The 17,024-nt window shown below is 45.1% G+C and carries 17 protein-coding genes; 9 read left to right on the forward strand and 8 right to left on the reverse strand.

Features of this window, described 5'->3' with window-relative positions; all coding sequences use genetic code 11:
- The 3 genes from ABIO93_RS04220 to pafA (ABIO93_RS04230) form a co-directional block, all read left to right on the forward strand.
- On the forward strand, positions 1-1,195 hold a 1,195-nt coding region (locus ABIO93_RS04220; RefSeq protein WP_348064765.1), incomplete at its 5' end, for a pitrilysin family protein.
- A 127-nt stretch (positions 1,196-1,322) separates the two neighbouring features.
- Positions 1,323-2,996, forward strand: a complete 1,674-nt coding sequence (gene pafA, locus ABIO93_RS04225) for an alkaline phosphatase PafA (protein ID WP_348064767.1) — start codon at positions 1,323-1,325, stop codon at positions 2,994-2,996.
- A gap of 71 nt (positions 2,997-3,067) precedes the next feature.
- Complete coding sequence (pafA, locus tag ABIO93_RS04230) at positions 3,068-4,726, forward strand: alkaline phosphatase PafA (RefSeq protein ID WP_348064770.1); 1,659 nt, start codon at positions 3,068-3,070, stop codon at positions 4,724-4,726.
- Between the two features lie 193 nt (positions 4,727-4,919).
- On the opposite strand, the gene ABIO93_RS04235 is transcribed toward pafA (ABIO93_RS04230), so the two are convergent.
- The 3 genes from ABIO93_RS04235 to ABIO93_RS04245 form a co-directional block, all read right to left on the reverse strand.
- On the reverse strand, positions 4,920-5,354 hold the full coding sequence (locus tag ABIO93_RS04235) for an NfeD family protein (RefSeq protein ID WP_348064772.1): 435 nt from the start codon (positions 5,352-5,354) through the stop codon (positions 4,920-4,922).
- A gap of 1 nt (position 5,355) precedes the next feature.
- Positions 5,356-6,267, reverse strand: coding sequence for a stomatin-like protein (locus ABIO93_RS04240; RefSeq protein WP_348064774.1), 912 nt, complete (start codon positions 6,265-6,267; stop codon positions 5,356-5,358).
- A 142-nt stretch (positions 6,268-6,409) separates the two neighbouring features.
- Positions 6,410-7,576, reverse strand: a complete 1,167-nt coding sequence (locus ABIO93_RS04245) for an acyl-CoA dehydrogenase family protein (protein WP_348064776.1) — start codon at positions 7,574-7,576, stop codon at positions 6,410-6,412.
- 212 nt (positions 7,577-7,788) lie between these two features.
- On the opposite strand from ABIO93_RS04245, the gene ABIO93_RS04250 reads away from it, so the two are divergent.
- On the forward strand, positions 7,789-9,105 hold the full coding sequence (locus tag ABIO93_RS04250; protein WP_348064778.1) for a UDP-glucose/GDP-mannose dehydrogenase family protein: 1,317 nt from the start codon (positions 7,789-7,791) through the stop codon (positions 9,103-9,105).
- A 37-nt stretch (positions 9,106-9,142) separates the two neighbouring features.
- Positions 9,143-10,135: a UDP-glucuronic acid decarboxylase family protein gene (locus tag ABIO93_RS04255; protein WP_348064780.1), complete on the forward strand. Its 993-nt coding sequence runs from the start codon at positions 9,143-9,145 to the stop codon at positions 10,133-10,135.
- 73 nt (positions 10,136-10,208) lie between these two features.
- Here ABIO93_RS04255 and frr read toward each other — a convergent pair whose 3' ends face one another.
- The 4 genes from frr to dusB form a co-directional block, all read right to left on the reverse strand.
- A complete protein-coding gene (gene frr, locus ABIO93_RS04260) occupies positions 10,209-10,769 on the reverse strand; it encodes a ribosome recycling factor (RefSeq protein WP_348064782.1) in 561 nt (186 codons plus the stop codon).
- A gap of 28 nt (positions 10,770-10,797) precedes the next feature.
- Positions 10,798-11,517: a UMP kinase gene (gene pyrH, locus ABIO93_RS04265; RefSeq protein ID WP_348064784.1), complete on the reverse strand. Its 720-nt coding sequence runs from the start codon at positions 11,515-11,517 to the stop codon at positions 10,798-10,800.
- A 63-nt stretch (positions 11,518-11,580) separates the two neighbouring features.
- Positions 11,581-12,111, reverse strand: coding sequence for an acetyl-CoA carboxylase biotin carboxyl carrier protein subunit (locus ABIO93_RS04270; protein WP_348064786.1), 531 nt, complete (start codon positions 12,109-12,111; stop codon positions 11,581-11,583).
- The gene (dusB, locus tag ABIO93_RS04275) at positions 12,105-13,094 is read right to left on the reverse strand and encodes a tRNA dihydrouridine synthase DusB (RefSeq protein ID WP_348064788.1); all 990 of its coding nucleotides are present in this window, start codon (positions 13,092-13,094) and stop codon (positions 12,105-12,107) included. The genes ABIO93_RS04270 and dusB overlap by 7 nt, the downstream gene beginning before the upstream one ends.
- Before the next feature lie 117 nt (positions 13,095-13,211).
- Here dusB and ABIO93_RS04280 point away from each other — a divergent pair, with 117 nt between their 5' ends.
- From ABIO93_RS04280 to ABIO93_RS04295, 4 genes are all read left to right on the forward strand, one after another.
- A complete protein-coding gene (locus tag ABIO93_RS04280; RefSeq protein ID WP_348064790.1) occupies positions 13,212-14,177 on the forward strand; it encodes a CPBP family intramembrane glutamic endopeptidase in 966 nt (321 codons plus the stop codon).
- A gap of 24 nt (positions 14,178-14,201) precedes the next feature.
- Positions 14,202-14,423, forward strand: a complete 222-nt coding sequence (locus ABIO93_RS04285) for a DUF2007 domain-containing protein (protein WP_348064792.1) — start codon at positions 14,202-14,204, stop codon at positions 14,421-14,423.
- Positions 14,395-15,228, forward strand: a complete 834-nt coding sequence (locus tag ABIO93_RS04290) for a phosphatidate cytidylyltransferase (RefSeq protein ID WP_348064794.1) — start codon at positions 14,395-14,397, stop codon at positions 15,226-15,228. The genes ABIO93_RS04285 and ABIO93_RS04290 overlap by 29 nt, the downstream gene beginning before the upstream one ends.
- Positions 15,229-15,420: 192 nt before the next feature.
- The gene (locus ABIO93_RS04295; protein ID WP_348064796.1) at positions 15,421-16,173 is read left to right on the forward strand and encodes a carboxypeptidase-like regulatory domain-containing protein; all 753 of its coding nucleotides are present in this window, start codon (positions 15,421-15,423) and stop codon (positions 16,171-16,173) included.
- 7 nt (positions 16,174-16,180) lie between these two features.
- On the opposite strand, the gene ABIO93_RS04300 is transcribed toward ABIO93_RS04295, so the two are convergent.
- Positions 16,181-16,993 (reverse strand): UDP-2,3-diacylglucosamine diphosphatase, encoded by an 813-nt coding sequence (locus ABIO93_RS04300; RefSeq protein ID WP_348064798.1) that lies wholly within the window; start codon positions 16,991-16,993, stop codon positions 16,181-16,183.
- Positions 16,994-17,024 lie beyond the last annotated feature (31 nt).

Genomic DNA, 17,024 nt, shown 5'->3' on the forward strand with positions numbered 1-17,024 from the left:
AACTATCTCGGACCTTACGGGTTCGATGCTGGATAAGGGGACTAAAACCAAAACTCGTCAGCAACTGAAAGATGAGTTTGATAAACTGAAAGCGAGGGTTAGTTTCTTTGGAGCTAATAACCAGGCAGGAGCTAACATCGAAACGACCAAAGAAAACCTGCCCGCAGTGATGAAACTGGTTGCAGAAGTCTTGAAAACGCCTTCATTTGATGAAAATGAATTTGAGAAGCTGAAACAGGAAGAACTGGCGGGCATTGAATCGCAGAGAAGCGAGCCGCAGGCCATTGCATTTAACCAATACCGTCGCATCGTCACACCCTATCCAAAAAGCGACATTCGTTATGTAGGAACATTCGATGAGGACGTGGAGAGTATTAAAGCAACCACCATTGCGCAGATCAAGGAGTTTCACAAAGAATTTTATGGAGCTAACAATGCGTCTGCAACGGTTGTAGGGGACTTTGACAAAGCTCAGATTCAGAAAATACTAAATGACGAATTTGGCACCTGGAAAAGCGCCAAGCCATTTACAAGAATTGCGTCGCCTTATCAAGCTGTAAAAGCGGAGAACAAATCGCTGGAAACACCCGATAAGGCTAATGCCATGTTTGTCGCGGGTTTGGGAATGCCATTGCAGGATACGGATCCTGATTATCCTGCTTTGGTGATGGGCAACTACATGTTGGGCGGTGGATTTTTGAACTCGCGACTGGCGACCAGAATCCGTCAGAAAGAAGGGCTTAGCTATGGTGTGGGTTCGCAGTTCTCGGCAAGCTCGCTGGATAAAAACGGCACATTTATGTCGTATGCTATTTATGCACCTCAAAATGCGGAAAAATTGGAAGCAGCATTTAAGGAAGAGATTGACAAAGCTCTGAAGGAAGGATTTACGGCAGAAGAATTGAAGGCCGCCAAGTCGGGATACTTGCAGTCACGGCAGGTAGCGAGGTCGCAGGACGTGTCTCTGGCCAATACATTGACGAACAATCTTTACCTGAACCGTACCATGCAGTGGGACGCGGATTTTGAGAAAAAAATTGAATCATTGACGCCGGAACAGATCAAGGCTGCATTCAATAAATACATTGATTACAACAAGCTGGTGATCGTGAAGGCAGGTGATTTTGCGAAAGCGAAAAAAGGCGTTCCTGCTGCCGGTGCCCCTGCACCACTGGGCGGAAGCGAGAAAAAATAAGCAGGACTTGAAAGTAACTGAAAACCGGCTGCAAATTGCAGGCCGGTTTTCAGCTTTTAAACGTAGTACATCTTTATCTTTGCCCAGTATTCACATTGGAATCTCTATCACCGCAATAGCTTCAAAAATGAAATTGATACCCAACCTGGCCATGAAATTTTTGCTGGCCGCATTGATTCTAAGCCCATCAATCTATGGTCAGACGAAGCCCAAGCCAACTTCTAATCCTTCCAAATTGGCGCGCCCGAAACTGGTAGTGGGCATTGTGGTGGATCAGATGCGTTACGATTACCTGTACCGCTATTACGATAAATACAAGGAAGGTGGGCTGAAAAGGCTTATAAATGACGGTTTCAACTGCCGTAACAATCACTACCATTATGCATTGACGGTCACAGCGGCGGGACATTCAGCGGTGTATACCGGTGCTTTGCCGGCTGTGAATGGTATCGTCGGTAATGATTGGTATGATCGGATCGCTGGCAAAAATGTGTATTGTACTGATGACAGTACAGTGGCAACGGTCGGGAGCAGCAATGTAACTGTGGGGAAAATGTCGCCGCGCAACTTACTGGCGAGTACCGTCACTGACCAATTGAGGATAGCGACCAATTTCAGGTCTAAGACGGTGGGTGTGGCAATTAAAGACCGGGCTTCGATCCTTCCGGCGGGCCACGCTGCCAACGGCGCTTACTGGTTTGATTCCAAAACAGGCAATTTCGTGACGAGTACCTATTATATGCAGTCGTTACCCACGTGGGCGAGTGATTATAACAGCAAAAAAATGGCTGCTGCATTCATGGGGAAGGGCTGGAATACATTATACCCGATTGACCAATACACGCAGAGTACACCTGATGATGTGACCTGGGAAGGAAAGTTACCTGCCGATCAAAAACCGGTTTTCCCGCACGACATTACCGGTACGGCTGGCGACGCTTATTTGCCGCTTACTACTTCGCCCTGGGGAAATACATTGACTAAGGAAATGGCCATTGCTGCGATTAAAGGTGAAAATATGGGTAAAGGAAACGATACAGATTTTCTGGCTGTGAGCTTTTCATCGCCCGACCGGATCGGCCACGCATTCGGCCCGAACTCGGTTGAGCAGGAAGATAACTATTTGAAACTGGACAAGGATTTTGCAGAGCTATTCGGATTTTTGGACGGCTGGGTTGGTAATGGAAACTACACCGTTTTCCTAACGGCGGATCACGGTGCCATGGATGTTCCAGCGTTTTGGAAGGAACATAAACTTCCCGCCGGACTAATGAATTCCACGACGCTGACACGGGCTGTTGTGAAATCGTTGAATGATGCTTACGGTGAAGGTGAGTATGTTTCTGCATTCGAGAACTATCAGATTTATTTGAATCATAAATTGCTGAAAGAGAAGAAGATCACTGTGGCTGATGCGTATCAGGTTCTGAGAAATGCATTGCTGCCTATTGAAGGTGTTGCCGACGTGCTCAATCTCACAGACATTGGCCGCGCGCCGCTCAATACTTACCAGCTTGAACTGTATAAGAATAATATCAATGCGAAAAGGAGCGGCGATTTGCAGCTGATCGTCCAGCCAGGCTGGTTTGCGGCTTCCTATGGCACCGGTACAGACCATGGGACTCCTTATAATTACGACACCCATGTACCTTTCCTGCTTTATGGTTGGGGGATCAATAAGGGCGAAACTTTGCGACGCACTACCATTGCCGACATTGCACCGACGATCTCTGCATTGCTTCACATTCTGCCGCCGAGCGCCAATGTGGGTAATCCTGTGGAAGAGGCTTTGAAAAAATAATATTAATCATTTTGCCAGGCAGGATTAATCAATTTCCTGCCTGTTTTTTGTTTTATTTAAATTCCTAAATCGTGAGAAAATTACCCTTCTGGACATTGTGTTTGCTTGTTTCTGTTTTTTCGGTAAATGCTCAGACTACTAAGAAAGTTACCCCTAAATCTTCCACATTAGTACGTCCCAAATTGGTAGTCGGCATTGTGGTGGATCAAATGCGTTACGATTATCTATACCGCTATTATGATCAATATACGGAAGGTGGTTTTAAACGCATGATGAATGAAGGCTTCAACTGCCGAAATAACCATTACAGTTATGCTTTGACGGTCACAGCTGCTGGGCACGCGTCTGTTTACACGGGCTCGGTGCCTGCTATCAATGGTATCATAGGCAATGAATGGTTTGATCCAATCAAAAAGCAGGATGTTTATTGTGTGGAAGACAGTACTGTGAAAACAGTGGGCAGTAATAATCCAACAGTAGGGAAAATGTCGCCGCGCAATATGCTGACCAGCACCGTGACCGACCAGCTGCGGATTGCGACCAATTTTCGTTCCAAAACCATTGGCGTAGCTATTAAAGACAGAGGGTCAATCCTGCCAGCTGGACATGCGGCGAATGCAGCTTACTGGTTCGATTCCAAAACAGGAAACTGGGTGAGCAGTACTTACTATATGGACGACCTGCCACAATGGGCGAAGGACTATAATGCAAAGAAAATGCCGTCTGAATACCTGAAAAAAGGATGGGAATTGTTGTTAACGGCTGACGGTTATACGCAAAGCTCTCCCGACGATGTGGCTTGGGAAGGCAAATTGCCGGGATCGAAAAAACCTGTTTTTCCTTATGAACTGGCTGGTTTGGCAGGGGACGCATTTGGAGTAGTTACCGATACGCCCTGGGGAAATACGATTACCAAGGAAATGGCCATTGAGGCTATCAAAGGGGAAAATCTGGGCAAAGGAAAGGATACCGATTTTTTGGCGATCAGCTTTTCTTCACCAGATAAAATCGGCCATAGGGTAGGGCCTAATTCCATTGAACAGCAGGATGATTTTTTGCGCCTGGACCGTGAATTCGCGGATCTGTTCAACTTTCTGGATACCTGGGTTGGTAAGGGTGAATATACCGTTTTCCTGACAGCTGATCACGGCGTGGTGGATGTTCCGGGTTTCGCCGCTGAGCATAAATTACCTTCCGGCCTTGTCGATAGAAAGGTACTGACGGCTTCTGTTACCGACGCATTGAATGAAGCTTTTGGGAAAGATAAATATGTGATCGCGACTGACAATAACCAGCTTTATCTGGATCATGATTTGTTGAAAAAGAAAAAAATAACGTTGGCAGAAGCCACCAGCGTAGTGCGGGAAGCCGCGTTGAAAGTGCCTGGCATAGCTGATGTAATTGATCTGTCGGATATGGGAAAAGCACCTTTGAATACCTATCAGCTGGAATTGTACAAGAACAATGTCAATGCCAAAAGGAGCGGTGATATTCAGATCCTTTCCCTGCCGGGCTGGTTTTATGGAACCTCAACAGGTACTTCTCATGGAACGCCATACAATTATGATACACAAGTGCCTTTCGTAATGTTTGGCTGGGGAATTAAGAAAGGAGAAACACTGCGCCGTACCTACGTATCGGACATTGCTCCGACGATTTCGTCGTTACTGCATATTTTGCCAGGTAGTGGTAATGTTGGGAATGCTGTGGAGGAGGCTTTGAAGAAGTGATTTTTGTTATATATAATAACGTTAAGAGTTGGATGTTGGGCGTAGTCTCCGACTACGTCCGAGCGTTAGCCGGTCTCTGACCGGCTGCAAAAAACCGTAATTCACGTACCGGTCGGAGACCGGCCTACGCACTGACGTAGTCGCAGACTACGCCAAACAATCACTTCATTTAAACATTAATAATATCGCCAACCTACGATTCCTCAACCACCAACGAAATCCCCTCAGTTTTCATAATCACAACCTTACTTCCCGCCGAAATTGAGGTATGCTTAGATGAAAGCGCTTTCCATTCCGCGCCGCGGTAGTAGATTTTGCCTTCGCCATTCCCGGGGATATCTTTGATAACCATAGCCGTTTCGCCGACAAACTCACTGTACTCAGGGTTTGTACGCCGTTCCAGAAGTCTGCGTGCATGTTTTCTTAGTATTAATAGAGAGATCAGGGAGATGGCGGAAAACGCCAGGATCTGACTTTCGGTAGTCGGTAAGAGTCCTATGGTTGTTAGGAGCGAGGTAAGTAATGCACCGGTTGCAAAGAATACAAAAACCAGTAAAACACTGACTAACTCTGCCAAAAGCATGATCAGTCCAACGATGAGCCATATCTGTGGCAACGACAAATCCATACTATTTTTTCGGTTCTGATTTGGCAATAGTTAAAGCTGTGGCAATCAGGGCGCCCATATCGGCCAGGTTTGCGGGCAGTATGAGCGTATTTCCTGCTTTGGCCAGTTTGCCAAATTGTTCTACATAATTCTCCGCTACTTTCAATTGAACCGCTTGCGCTCCGCCTTCCATTTGAATGGCCTGGGCTACCAGCCTGATACTTTCAGCTGTTGCTTCGGCAACTGAGCGCAATGCAGCAGCTTCACCTTCCGCCTCATTGATTTGCCTTAATCTCAAACCTTCGGATTCGAGTACGGCTTTTTGCTTTTGTCCTTCTGCAACATTAATAGCAGCCTGTTTTTCACCATCCGATTGCAGGATTACTGCCCGGCGTTCCCGCTCGGCCTGCATCTGTTTTTCCATGGCAATGAGCACACTCTGAGGAGGGGTAATGTTCTTGATTTCATATCTTAATACCTTAACACCCCAGCCGATAGCCGCTTCGTCAATGGATTCTACCACGGCACGGTTAATGGTCATTCGTTCTTCAAATGTTTTGTCAAGATCTAATTTTCCGATTTCGCTGCGCATAGTAGTTTGTGCCAGCTGGATTACAGCGAAAGTGTAGTCAGCGATTCCGTAGGCTGCTTTTTTGGGATCAATGACCTGGATAAAAATAACACCGTCCATGCGTACCTGCACATTGTCACGAGTGATACATATCTGTTCAGGAATGTCGATGGCAGTTTCTTTAAGTGTGTATTTGTAAGCAATCCTGTCAAAAAAAGGAATGATAAAGTTGATACCCGGTTGTAATACGGCATAAAACTTGCCTAATCGTTCCAGTATGTATGCAGTTTGCTGCGGAACGACTTTTACAGTCATCAAAATGGTCAGGACAACGAGGACCAGCAATACCAAGAGTGGGGTCATAATGAGTCAGGTTATGGTGTATTGCGAAAATAACCATAACCTGTCTCGCTTCCTATACTTCTTGGATCAACGAGACGGAAACTGGCTCGTCGGCTTATCATTGGGATGGATGGTTATTGGACGGGATGATCGTGTTGAAATGTTAATCTTTCAATATTTCTTTTGAAATAACCATTTTTTGAATTTCACTGGTTCCTTCGCCTATCGTGCAAAGTTTGCTGTCGCGATAGAATTTTTCCACCGGATAATCTTTCACAAAGCCATATCCGCCAAATATCTGGACGGCCTCATTGGCCACGCGCACGGCCGTTTCCGATGAGTGGTATTTAGCCACAGCACTCGGCAGGGTCACTTTTTCACCGGCATCTTTCAAAGCAGCGGCATGAAATGTCAGCAATGTGGATGCTTGTACATCGGTGTACATATCGGCAAGCTTGAATGCGATCGCCTGAAAGTCGCAAATCGCTTTGCCAAACTGCTTTCGTTCTTTGGAATAGGCCAATGCTGCCTCGTAAGCGCCCAGTGCAGTCCCTACCCCGAGGGCTGCGATGGAGATGCGGCCGCCGTCCAGGACTTTTAATGACTGTACAAAACCATCACCCACATCGCCCAGCCGCTGCTTGTCAGGGACCCGACAATCCTGAAACAAAAGCTCCACGGTTTCGGAAGCCCGCATGCCCAGCTTATCTTCCTTTCTGCCGCTGGTATAGCCTGGCGTCCCTTGCGTTACAATAAAAGCGGTAGCGCCATGTTTGTCTCCCGGCTCACCGGTTCTGGTAATGAGGACGGTTACATCGCCGCTTTTTCCGTTCGTAATGAAGTTTTTCGATCCGTTGATAATCCAGTCATCTCCGTCCCTGACGGCCACCGTTTGCATGTTACCCGCATCGGAGCCTGTATTCGGTTCCGTCAAGCCCCACGCACCGACCAGCTGGCCGGATGCTAAGCCTGGTAAATAGGACTGTTTTTGTTCCTCGCTGCCGAACATGCATATATGATTTGTACATAATGAATTGTGCGCAGCCATCGAAAGTCCAACTGAGGGGTCTACTTTTGAGAGTTCTATAATGGCGGTTACGTATTCCATATAGCCGAGCCCTGAGCCGCCAAAACGCTCGGGAACGAGCATTCCCATCAGCCCGAGATCGCCAAGCTTGTGAAAGACATCCTTGGGAAAGTACTGTTTTTCATCCCAGGCCCTGATATTAGGTTTAATATAGTGCGCTGCAAAATCCTTTACAGTTTCCCTGATCAGAACGCAGGTTTCCTCCCGCTGGCTCTGAGTTAAATCTGATTTTGCTATGTCCATAATTGCTGATGATTATATTTGTGTTAGCCAATGTTAATGAGAATCGAACAAATTCGCTAACCACAAACGAACAAATGAGGGCGGGAGCGGTGAAGATTCGCGTAAAAAAATTACTTTTGCAAAGGTTCGAATACCATGGACTTGGTAAAGTACAATTCTTTGATTATAAATAAATAAGTACCGTAACAGCTATATAATAATTATCACATTTTATGAAAATCGCAGTTGTAGGAACAGGTTATGTTGGATTAGTGACGGGTACTTGCTTTGCCGAAACCGGCAACCAGGTTACTTGTGTTGACATTGACGTCAAAAAAATAGAACGTCTGCAAAAAGGTGAGATACCTATTTACGAACCGGGGCTCGATGTGCTTTTTGATCGTAACGTAGCAGAAGGTCGTCTGGTATTTACTACGAACCTTGCAGAAGGGATTAAAGACGCACAGGTGATTTTCCTGGCATTGCCGACACCTCCTGGCGAAGATGGATCAGCAGATTTGAAGTACATCCTGAAAGTAGCCGACGATCTCGGATATATATTGGATAAATACGCGGTGATTATCGATAAAAGCACTGTGCCTGTTGGTACTGCCGAAAAGGTACATGCAGCGATCGTGAAAAACGCTAAAGTGGATTTTGATGTGGTTTCAAACCCTGAATTTTTGAGGGAAGGTGTTGCCGTTGAGGATTTCATGAAGCCTGACCGCGTTGTAGTAGGAACTTCTTCTGAAAAGGCGAAGAAAGTAATGGAGAAACTGTACGCTCCGTTGGTAAGACAGGGTAACCCTGTAATATTTATGGATGAGCGCTCTGCTGAAATGACCAAATATGCAGCGAATTCATTCCTGGCGATGAAAATCACTTTCATGAACGAAATTGCTAACCTTTGTGAAAAAGTAGGTGCCAATGTAGATGATATCCGTCGTGGTATCGGAACGGACAGCCGGATTGGAAAAAGATTCCTTTTTGCTGGGATCGGATATGGTGGAAGCTGTTTCCCGAAAGATGTACAGGCTTTGGCCAAAACGTCGAAGGATTATAACTACGATTTCCGCATTCTGGAATCGGTAATGGCGGTGAATGATGATCAGAAGAAAAAACTTCTTCCGATGGTTGAGGCCTACTTTGACGGAGACTTGAAAGGAAAAACGATCGCAGTATGGGGACTTGCATTCAAACCTTATACGGATGATATCCGCGAGGCTCCTGCACTTGAAAACATCAATGTACTACTGGAAGCTGGCGCAAAAGTGACGGTTTACGATCCGGAAGCGATGAACAACGTGAAAGGGATTTTGGGAGATAAGGTTACTTTCTGCCATACACCTTACGCAGCACTGGATGACGCAGATGCCCTGATGATCTTCACCGAATGGCCGCAATTCCGTACGCCCGAGTTTGAAAAAATGGGTAAGTTGCTAAAAAATAAGGTAATTTTTGACGGAAGAAACCTTTATGAACTTGATCAGATGAAGGAAATGGGTTACACCTATCACAGCATCGGCAGGGAAAAAGTGGTTCCGGCCTGAGAAAATTAAATATATTATCTAATCAATCTCATAGTTAATGAAACGTGTACTAATTACCGGAGCGGCGGGCTTTTTAGGTTCGCACCTTTGCGAGCGGTTTTTGAAGGAAGGCATGTATGTGATCGGGATGGATAATCTGATCACGGGAGACATGCGCAATATTGAGCACCTGATGCCGGACCCGAACTTTGAGTTCAACCATCATGACGTTACCAAATTTGTGCATATGCCTGGTGAGCTTGATTATATCATGCATTTTGCATCACCGGCCAGCCCGATCGACTACCTGAAAATCCCAATTCAGACGCTGAAAGTAGGAGCGATGGGAACGCACAACCTGCTTGGTCTTGCACGCGTAAAAAATGCACGTTTCATCATTGCCTCTACTTCGGAAGTATATGGTGACCCGCTCGTTCATCCGCAGACGGAAGACTACTGGGGACACGTGAACCCGATCGGACCGAGAGGTTGCTATGATGAGGCAAAGCGGTATCAGGAAGCCATTACGATGGCCTATCACCGCTACCACAATCTCGAAACAAGAATTGTAAGGATCTTTAATACATATGGTCCAAGGATGCGCCTCAATGACGGACGTGTACTGCCTGCGTTCATAGGGCAAGCATTGCGTGGCGAGGATATCACTGTTTTTGGCGACGGATCTCAAACACGTGCATTCTGCTATGTGGACGATCTGGTAGAAGGTATTTACCGTTTGCTGATGAGCGATTACGAATTGCCGGTCAACATTGGTAACCCTTCTGAAATTACCATCGGAGAGTTTGCTGAGGAAATTATCAAACTGACGGGAACGGACCAGAAGGTTATTTACAAGCCACTTCCGCAGGATGATCCAAAACAACGGCAGCCGGATATTACAAAGGCGAAAGAACTTCTGGGCTGGGAGCCAAAGGTTTCACGTCAGGAAGGTCTGAAAATTACTTATGATTACTTCCGTAACCTGCCTACTGAAAGACTATATGAAGAGTCCAATCACAGAGGTTTTGAAGGATTCAGTGATGCTAAGTAATAGAGATTTATAAATAGAACAGCCCGCAAATTGAAACTTGCGGGCTGTTCTATTTATATAAAAACCTTGAATTTTAGACTTCCATGATTTCTTTTTCTTTGGCAGAGAATATTTGCTCTACTTTTGAAATAAACCCATCGGTCAATTTTTGCACACGGTCCTCGCTTATTTTTATCAAATCCTCGGCGATGCCTTCTTTGGTCAGTTTACGAAGTGAGTTATTGGCATCCTGACGAATGTTGCGGATGTTGATCTTGGCCGTTTCGATTTCGTTTTTAGCGCGCTTAGCCAGTTCTCTCCTGCGTTCCTCATTCAATGGGGGAACTGATATCCGGATCATTTCACCATCATTGGAAGGAGAAAAACCCAGATTACCATTACGGATGGCCCTTTCAATATCATTGATTATTTTTCTTTCAAAGGGTTTGATGGCAATGGTCCTTGCGTCCGGTGTGTTAATGGTAGCCACATTCTGCAAAGGGGTCATTGAACCATAGTAATCGATCTGAAGACCTTCCAGCATCTGAGGAGATGCTTTCCCGGCGCGGATTTTACCTAATTCGATAATAAGGTGTTTGATTGCGCCTTCCATGGTATCCTTGGCGTCTTCCAGATATAATTCTATTTCTTCCATTGTTTTAAAATAAGATATTGTACTGCTATTAATTCGAGATCATCGTTCCCACTTCTTCTCCCATGACCAGGTCATAAAGGTTACCCGCCTTGTTCATATCGAAAACGATGATCGGGACATTATTTTCCTTACAGAGCGTGAAGGCAGTAAGGTCCATGATTTTGAGGTTCTTGGATAAGGCCTCATCAAAAGTCAATTGAGAATATTTTACGGCAAGAGGATCTTTTTCCGGATCTGCCGTGTAAACACCATCTACGCGCGTTCCTTTTAGTACTACTTCGGATTCAGATTCGATCGCCCTTAATCCGGCAGTTGTATCGGTTGTGAAATAAGGATTACCGGTTCCTGCACCAAATATCACCACACGCCCTTTTTCAAGGTGACGGACAGCTCTGCGACGGATCAATGGTTCGCAAACCTGCTCCATTTTAATAGCAGACATCAGCCGGGTATTCATTCCATGTTTTTCGAGAGAGCTTTGGATCGCCATGCCGTTAATGACAGTGGCAAGCATTCCCATATGATCACCCTGAACGCGATCGATACCGGATTTTTCAACGGATGCGCCTCTGAAAATATTTCCTCCTCCAATAACAATGGCAATCTGAACGCCTACTTCTGAAATTCTTTTAATCTCTCTGGCGTAATTATCAAGGATGTTAAAGTCAATAACCTGACCTTTGTCGCCTCCGTTAAGCGCTTCTCCGCTCAGTTTAAGTAATATACGTTTATATTTTGGTTCCGGCATGATGGTGATGTAGGTGTTTTCGTCCGTAAAAATAAGGGTAGGAAGTTCAGATTAACAAGTAATTTATTGAAACTCCAGCAATACCTGATTTTTTTCAACAATTTCACCGGATGATACCTTTAATGATTTAATGACGCCGCTTCCCGATGACTTGATCACATTTTCCATTTTCATAGCGACCAATATAAGCAATGTATCCCCCTTATTGATCAGGTCCCCTTCTGAAACCGCTACCGACTGGATCAATCCGGGCATTGGGGCTTTAATATTATTTAATTTTTGATCTGCGCCATTGCTCAACCCCATACCTTCCAACAAAAGATCGAGACGATCCTTCGCTTTGGTGTGGTAATGTACGCCATTGATAAGTAAGTGAGCTGTTTTAAGAGCAGCATCCTGCCCGATCACCTCCACATTAAAAGATTTGTTCTTCCAGATCACATGAAAGCGTTTTCTATCGAGGGCTACCATATCGCCGTCGAACAGATCTTCACCGATAAACCACGCTTCTTTTTCCTGGTGGACGTCAAAAGTTTCCGTTGCTCCGGAATTTTCGACAGGTTCGGCAGAATCTGCAACAGTTATTTTTAACATACCGCTTCACTATAATCGTTGGTGATCTCTTTTAGAACAAAATTCAATTCATCCCATGTCATCGCCTCTACCAACCGCATTCTATAAGGTTTGAAATGATCAAGTCCTTTGAAATAATTGGTATAATGTCTGCGCATTTCGAAAACGCCAGCCACAGGGCCTTTCCAGCGGATAGAAAATTCAAGGTGTCTTTTGCAAACATCCACGCGCTGCTCCATAGTAGGGGGCGCGAGCCTTTCGCCGGTTTTCACAAAATGTTTGATCTCATTGAATATCCACGGATTACCGATTGTGGCCCGGCCGATCATAATGCCGTCGACGCCAAACCTATTTTTATATTCTACTGCTTTTTCAGGTGAATCCACATCGCCATTTCCAAAAATAGGAATGGTAATCCTGGAATTTTCTTTGATCCTGGCGATCAGGGACCAGTCTGCGTCACCTTTGTACATCTGAACCCGCGTACGGCCATGCACAGAAAGTGCCTGGATACCAATGTCCTGCAAACGTTCTGCTACTTCCTGAACGTTTTTGGTGCTTTCATCCCAGCCGAGGCGTGTCTTAACCGTGACCGGCAAATGAGTGGATTTGATCACAGCCTCCGTCATTCTCACCATTTTGGGGACATCCTGTAACAAAGCTGCGCCCGCACCACGGCATGCCACATTTTTAACCGGGCAACCATAATTGATATCGATCAGGTCGGGGTTGACGCGTGAGGCTATCTCAGCGCAAGAACCCATCGTTTCTACGTCACTTCCAAACAGTTGTATCCCAACAGGTCTTTCGTATTCAAAAATATCCAGTTTTTGCACGCTCTTAGCCGCGTCACGGATCAACCCTTCGGAAGAAACAAATTCAGTATACATCAAATCCGCACCATTTTCCTTACACACAGCGCGGAAAGGCGGATCACTCACGTCTTCCATCGGTGCCAGCAGCAACGGGAAATCACTCAGTTCAATATTTCCAATCTTAACCATTTCAAATGCATAGAAGCTTTCAAGTCAATTGAATGCGGGTTTTAACCCCTGCGGTCACGTTTTACTTGTTAACTCCGTATTTTTAAATTGATAATAAACTGTAAATTTACACCAATTATGCAAAATAGTAACCCGAATCTGGTGGATTCCCGAGTACCTGGCACATGGGGCAGTTTATTAGTATTGATTGGCTTTGTGCTTGTTGGAATGGCTGTGGGTAACATTTTGGCTGTAATGATCCTCGCGATTTTTACTTCCACTGACGCTGACAGCGTTTCAGGTATGCTCAACCTGCTTATTTCTGACCCTAGCAAAGTACCGAACGGCTGGTACGCATTGATGATCCTGCAAGGGACTGTCCATTTCTTCTCGTACCTGCTGCCATCACTACTTTATTGGTTCTACATTGAACGCGGTACATTGCAGCATTTTAATTCGGATAAAAAACAACCGGCTAAGGTTTGGATAGAGGCATTTCTCCTGGTTTTGATATTTATCCCCATCAATAGCAAGTTCATTGAGTGGAACGCGGCGATGAAACTGCCGGAAGCATTGTCGGGACTGGAAATGTGGATGCGTGAGAAAGAGGACCAGCTGTCCGTCATGACCGCATTTCTGACGGGGTATACCCAGTTCTCACAATTGCTGATTGCATTGTTTGTGGTTACATTACTACCTGCGCTGGGAGAGGAAGTCCTTTTTAGGGGGCTTATTCAAACCAAACTGGCGCGGCACTGGGGCAATATTCACCTGGCTATTTGGGTGTCAGCAGCTATTTTCAGTGCGATACATTTTCAGTTTTACGGCTTTATTCCCAGAATGATGTTGGGCGCTTTGTTTGGTTACCTATATTACTGGACTGGTAATTTGTGGGTTTCCGTGCTGGCGCATTTTGTAAACAACGGATTTGTACTGGTAATGATGTACCTGCATAATATCCACGTGGTGAAAACCAACATTGAAGAGACTAAAACATTGCCGGGAATACTGATCATTTCATCATTATTCCTTACTGTTGGCATTTTGAGATCCATATGGCAGGCCGGTGCAGCGCGCAAAGTGCAGATGGGGACTGAACATTAATTTAAATTAATCAAAGAAATACGAATGGACGAGAATTGGGCCAAAGCATATCAGAGCGAGCAAATGATCCGTGCTGAAATAGCACGGGAAATATTGGAGCAAAACGGAATTGCCGCTGTAATCGTAAATAAAAAGGACAGCAGTTATCCAATTTTTGGAATGTGTGAAGTCCATGTGCCCGCAAGTGACCTGTCTCAGGCCCAAACAATACTAACTAATGAAGAAGCGCTTAAACAATCTGAATAACTTACAGCAACGGACCATTACTGGGCTTGCCGGAGTATTCGTCATCATTAGTTGTATCCTTTACAGTGACTGGACATTTTTATTGCTCTTCTGCGCAATCAGTTCCCTGACCCAGCTGGAATTTTATAAACTGCTTGGATTGGACGGAAACCAACCTTTAACATATTATGGTACATTCTGTGGCACAGTAATGATATTACTTGCGTATCTGATAGAGCAAGAGATCGTGGCATTTGAAAACTATTTCATTATCAGTCCATTGCTGTCCATGATCTTCTTTATCAAGCTCTATAAAAAGAATGACCTGAAACCTTTTACCAACATAGGGTTTACTTTTTTGGGGATTATTTACGTCGCTTTGCCATTTGCGCTGATCATCGTGATGGCCATGCGTGGGGGAATTTATAACTATGAAATCGTCCTGGGGAGTCTCTTGTTATTGTGGGCTTCGGACATAGGCGGTTATTTTGCGGGGACCAAATTCGGGAAAAGGAAGCTATTTGAACGCATTTCACCTAAGAAGTCATGGGAGGGAGCGATGGGCAGCGCAGTGTTTGCAGCATTCATTGCATTTGCCCTCGGGCATTATTTCCGTACCTTCGAACCTTGGAAATGGTATTGCATTGGAGCGATTATTGTGGTGGTAGGAACCTATGGCGACCTGGTCGAATCCTTGTTCAAGCGTAGTATTGCCATTAAGGATTCGGGAAGCAGCATACCGGGTCATGGCGGCTTTTTAGACCGTTTCGACGGATTATTGCTATCAGCACCATTTATAGTTACTTTTTTGAAGTTATTTTCCTGATCAAAGCAGCTTTATAGTAAGTACAGGCAATGCCTAGGGTATCGGGTCGTTTGTAACTTGGGAACAGATTTTGATATGTTGTTCGCAATGAGTGTTTTGAAAGAAAAATAGCGTATTAATAATCTTGGTAAACTTAATCTTCGCAGGCCGGATTGAACATTGATAAGGGTCTTGAAGCATAATCTGGAACGAATGAAAAGGAGTTTTTTAATTTTTTTCTTGGCGCTAGCGGGAATATTGGGTGTTCGGGATTTATATGCTCAGGGTGAACAGAAAGCAATCATATTTTCCGGTGTGGTAGTCGGTGGTAAATCTACCGAAAGACTACCTGGTGCTACTATTTTTATTGTCAATGCGGGTCGCGGAACATTGGCGAAAGGCGATGGTTCATTTACAATTCCGGTGTTTCCGGGCGATAGCATTGTATTTAGCTACGTGGGTTTCAAGAAGCAATACCATGTTGTTCCAAGAAATTATAACTCAGACATCTATTCTGCCATTGTAGCCTTGCGTGAGGATGTCGTAACACTTTCAGGCGTAACGATCTATCCCTATTCGACTGAGGAAGAATTCAAAAGAGCATTTCTAGCATTAAAATTACCTGATCAGGCTGACCGCGATGCATTGGCAAAGAGCACTGATCCCGACTATATTAACAGAATGGCGGCGCAGGTGCCTAATAATGCCCAAACGAATTACCGTTATTCCATGGACCAGCTACTCTTCGGTCGGGAATCTGCGGCCAATAAGGGTTTTGCTACCACGTTCCCATTCTTGAATCCTTTTGCCTGGGCTAATTTTATCAAATCGGTTAAGAAAGGTGATTTGAAACAAAAAGACTGGCGGAAAGACTTGAATGCTGCTCCCAGAGAAAATATTACCAAACAGGATTTTATAGCGCCTGTTCCGATTAATAATGATGCCAAGAAAAACGGGAATAACTAATTTCGTTTTAAAGGATTGGCGTCGGAGTAAATCTCAATAACGCTACTATTTCTCCGTCAAAGACAGCGTAATGCTGCTGACTGACCCACTCTCCCAGGTTAATGTACTTGGAGCGAGCGCTTACATCCATATCGAGTACCAGGTGGCGGTGGCCGAAGATGTAATAGTCGTGGTGTTGTTTTGACTCAATTTCGCGGCAATACTGGAATAGCCATTCATTATCTGCTCCTAAAAATCGCTCCTCGCCTTTGTTGACATTAGCGATCCTGCTTCTTTTCGACCATTCCATCGCAATCCACATGCCGACATCAGGGTGGACTATCCTGAAAATAGTTTGAAAGAACTGATTTTCGAAGACCTTCTTTAAAAATTTATAAGTACTATCGCCCGGACCAAGTCCGTCGCCGTGCCCGATCAGTATTGTTTTTGATCCTGCATGGGTATGGAATGTGAAGCCTACTGGATTTCTGTAAATCGCTGCGCCAACTTCCTCGGTCAGGTAGCCGGACATCCACATATCGTGATTGCCTGTGAAGATGATCAGCTCAATGCCTTTGTCGGATAGCTCTGCCAATTTGCCCAGTAACCTCACAAAGCCGCGGGGGACTGTTTTTTTGTATTCAAACCAGAAATCGAAAATATCACCGACCAGAAATATGGTTTGTGCATCATGCTCAATCGATTCCAGCCAGCGTACTATGAGTTTTTCCCGCTCCCGGCTCTTGGGAAGCGACGGCACGCCGAGGTGGAAATCAGATGAAAAATAAACACGCCTTCCAGGCTGCAGGGTAATAGATTTTTGCTCGAATTGGGGATTCATGGATTGCTGCAATTGGACTGCAATTTACAAT

Origin of the sequence: Dyadobacter sp., from assembly GCF_039919315.1 — a bacterium.
Taxonomy (GTDB): domain Bacteria; phylum Bacteroidota; class Bacteroidia; order Cytophagales; family Spirosomataceae; genus Dyadobacter.

What these genes read in the sequence shown, in the direction of transcription:
- ABIO93_RS04285 (WP_348064792.1), top strand. Translation starts at nt 14,202, where the DNA reads ATGGACGAGAATTGGGCCAAAGCATATCAGAGCGAGCAAATGATCCGT.
- frr (WP_348064782.1), bottom strand. Translation starts at nt 10,769, where the DNA reads ATGGAAGAAATAGAATTATATCTGGAAGACGCCAAGGATACCATGGAA.
- ABIO93_RS04295 (WP_348064796.1), top strand. Translation starts at nt 15,421, where the DNA reads ATGAAAAGGAGTTTTTTAATTTTTTTCTTGGCGCTAGCGGGAATATTG.
- ABIO93_RS04270 (WP_348064786.1), bottom strand. Translation starts at nt 12,111, where the DNA reads ATGTTAAAAATAACTGTTGCAGATTCTGCCGAACCTGTCGAAAATTCC.
- ABIO93_RS04240 (WP_348064774.1), bottom strand. Translation starts at nt 6,267, where the DNA reads ATGACCCCACTCTTGGTATTGCTGGTCCTCGTTGTCCTGACCATTTTG.
- pyrH (WP_348064784.1), bottom strand. Translation starts at nt 11,517, where the DNA reads ATGCCGGAACCAAAATATAAACGTATATTACTTAAACTGAGCGGAGAA.
- dusB (WP_348064788.1), bottom strand. Translation starts at nt 13,094, where the DNA reads ATGGTTAAGATTGGAAATATTGAACTGAGTGATTTCCCGTTGCTGCTG.
- ABIO93_RS04255 (WP_348064780.1), top strand. Translation starts at nt 9,143, where the DNA reads ATGAAACGTGTACTAATTACCGGAGCGGCGGGCTTTTTAGGTTCGCAC.
- ABIO93_RS04300 (WP_348064798.1), bottom strand. Translation starts at nt 16,993, where the DNA reads ATGAATCCCCAATTCGAGCAAAAATCTATTACCCTGCAGCCTGGAAGG.
- ABIO93_RS04250 (WP_348064778.1), top strand. Translation starts at nt 7,789, where the DNA reads ATGAAAATCGCAGTTGTAGGAACAGGTTATGTTGGATTAGTGACGGGT.
- pafA (WP_348064767.1), top strand. Translation starts at nt 1,323, where the DNA reads ATGAAATTGATACCCAACCTGGCCATGAAATTTTTGCTGGCCGCATTG.
- ABIO93_RS04245 (WP_348064776.1), bottom strand. Translation starts at nt 7,576, where the DNA reads ATGGACATAGCAAAATCAGATTTAACTCAGAGCCAGCGGGAGGAAACC.
- ABIO93_RS04280 (WP_348064790.1), top strand. Translation starts at nt 13,212, where the DNA reads ATGCAAAATAGTAACCCGAATCTGGTGGATTCCCGAGTACCTGGCACA.
- ABIO93_RS04235 (WP_348064772.1), bottom strand. Translation starts at nt 5,354, where the DNA reads ATGGATTTGTCGTTGCCACAGATATGGCTCATCGTTGGACTGATCATG.
- ABIO93_RS04290 (WP_348064794.1), top strand. Translation starts at nt 14,395, where the DNA reads ATGAAGAAGCGCTTAAACAATCTGAATAACTTACAGCAACGGACCATT.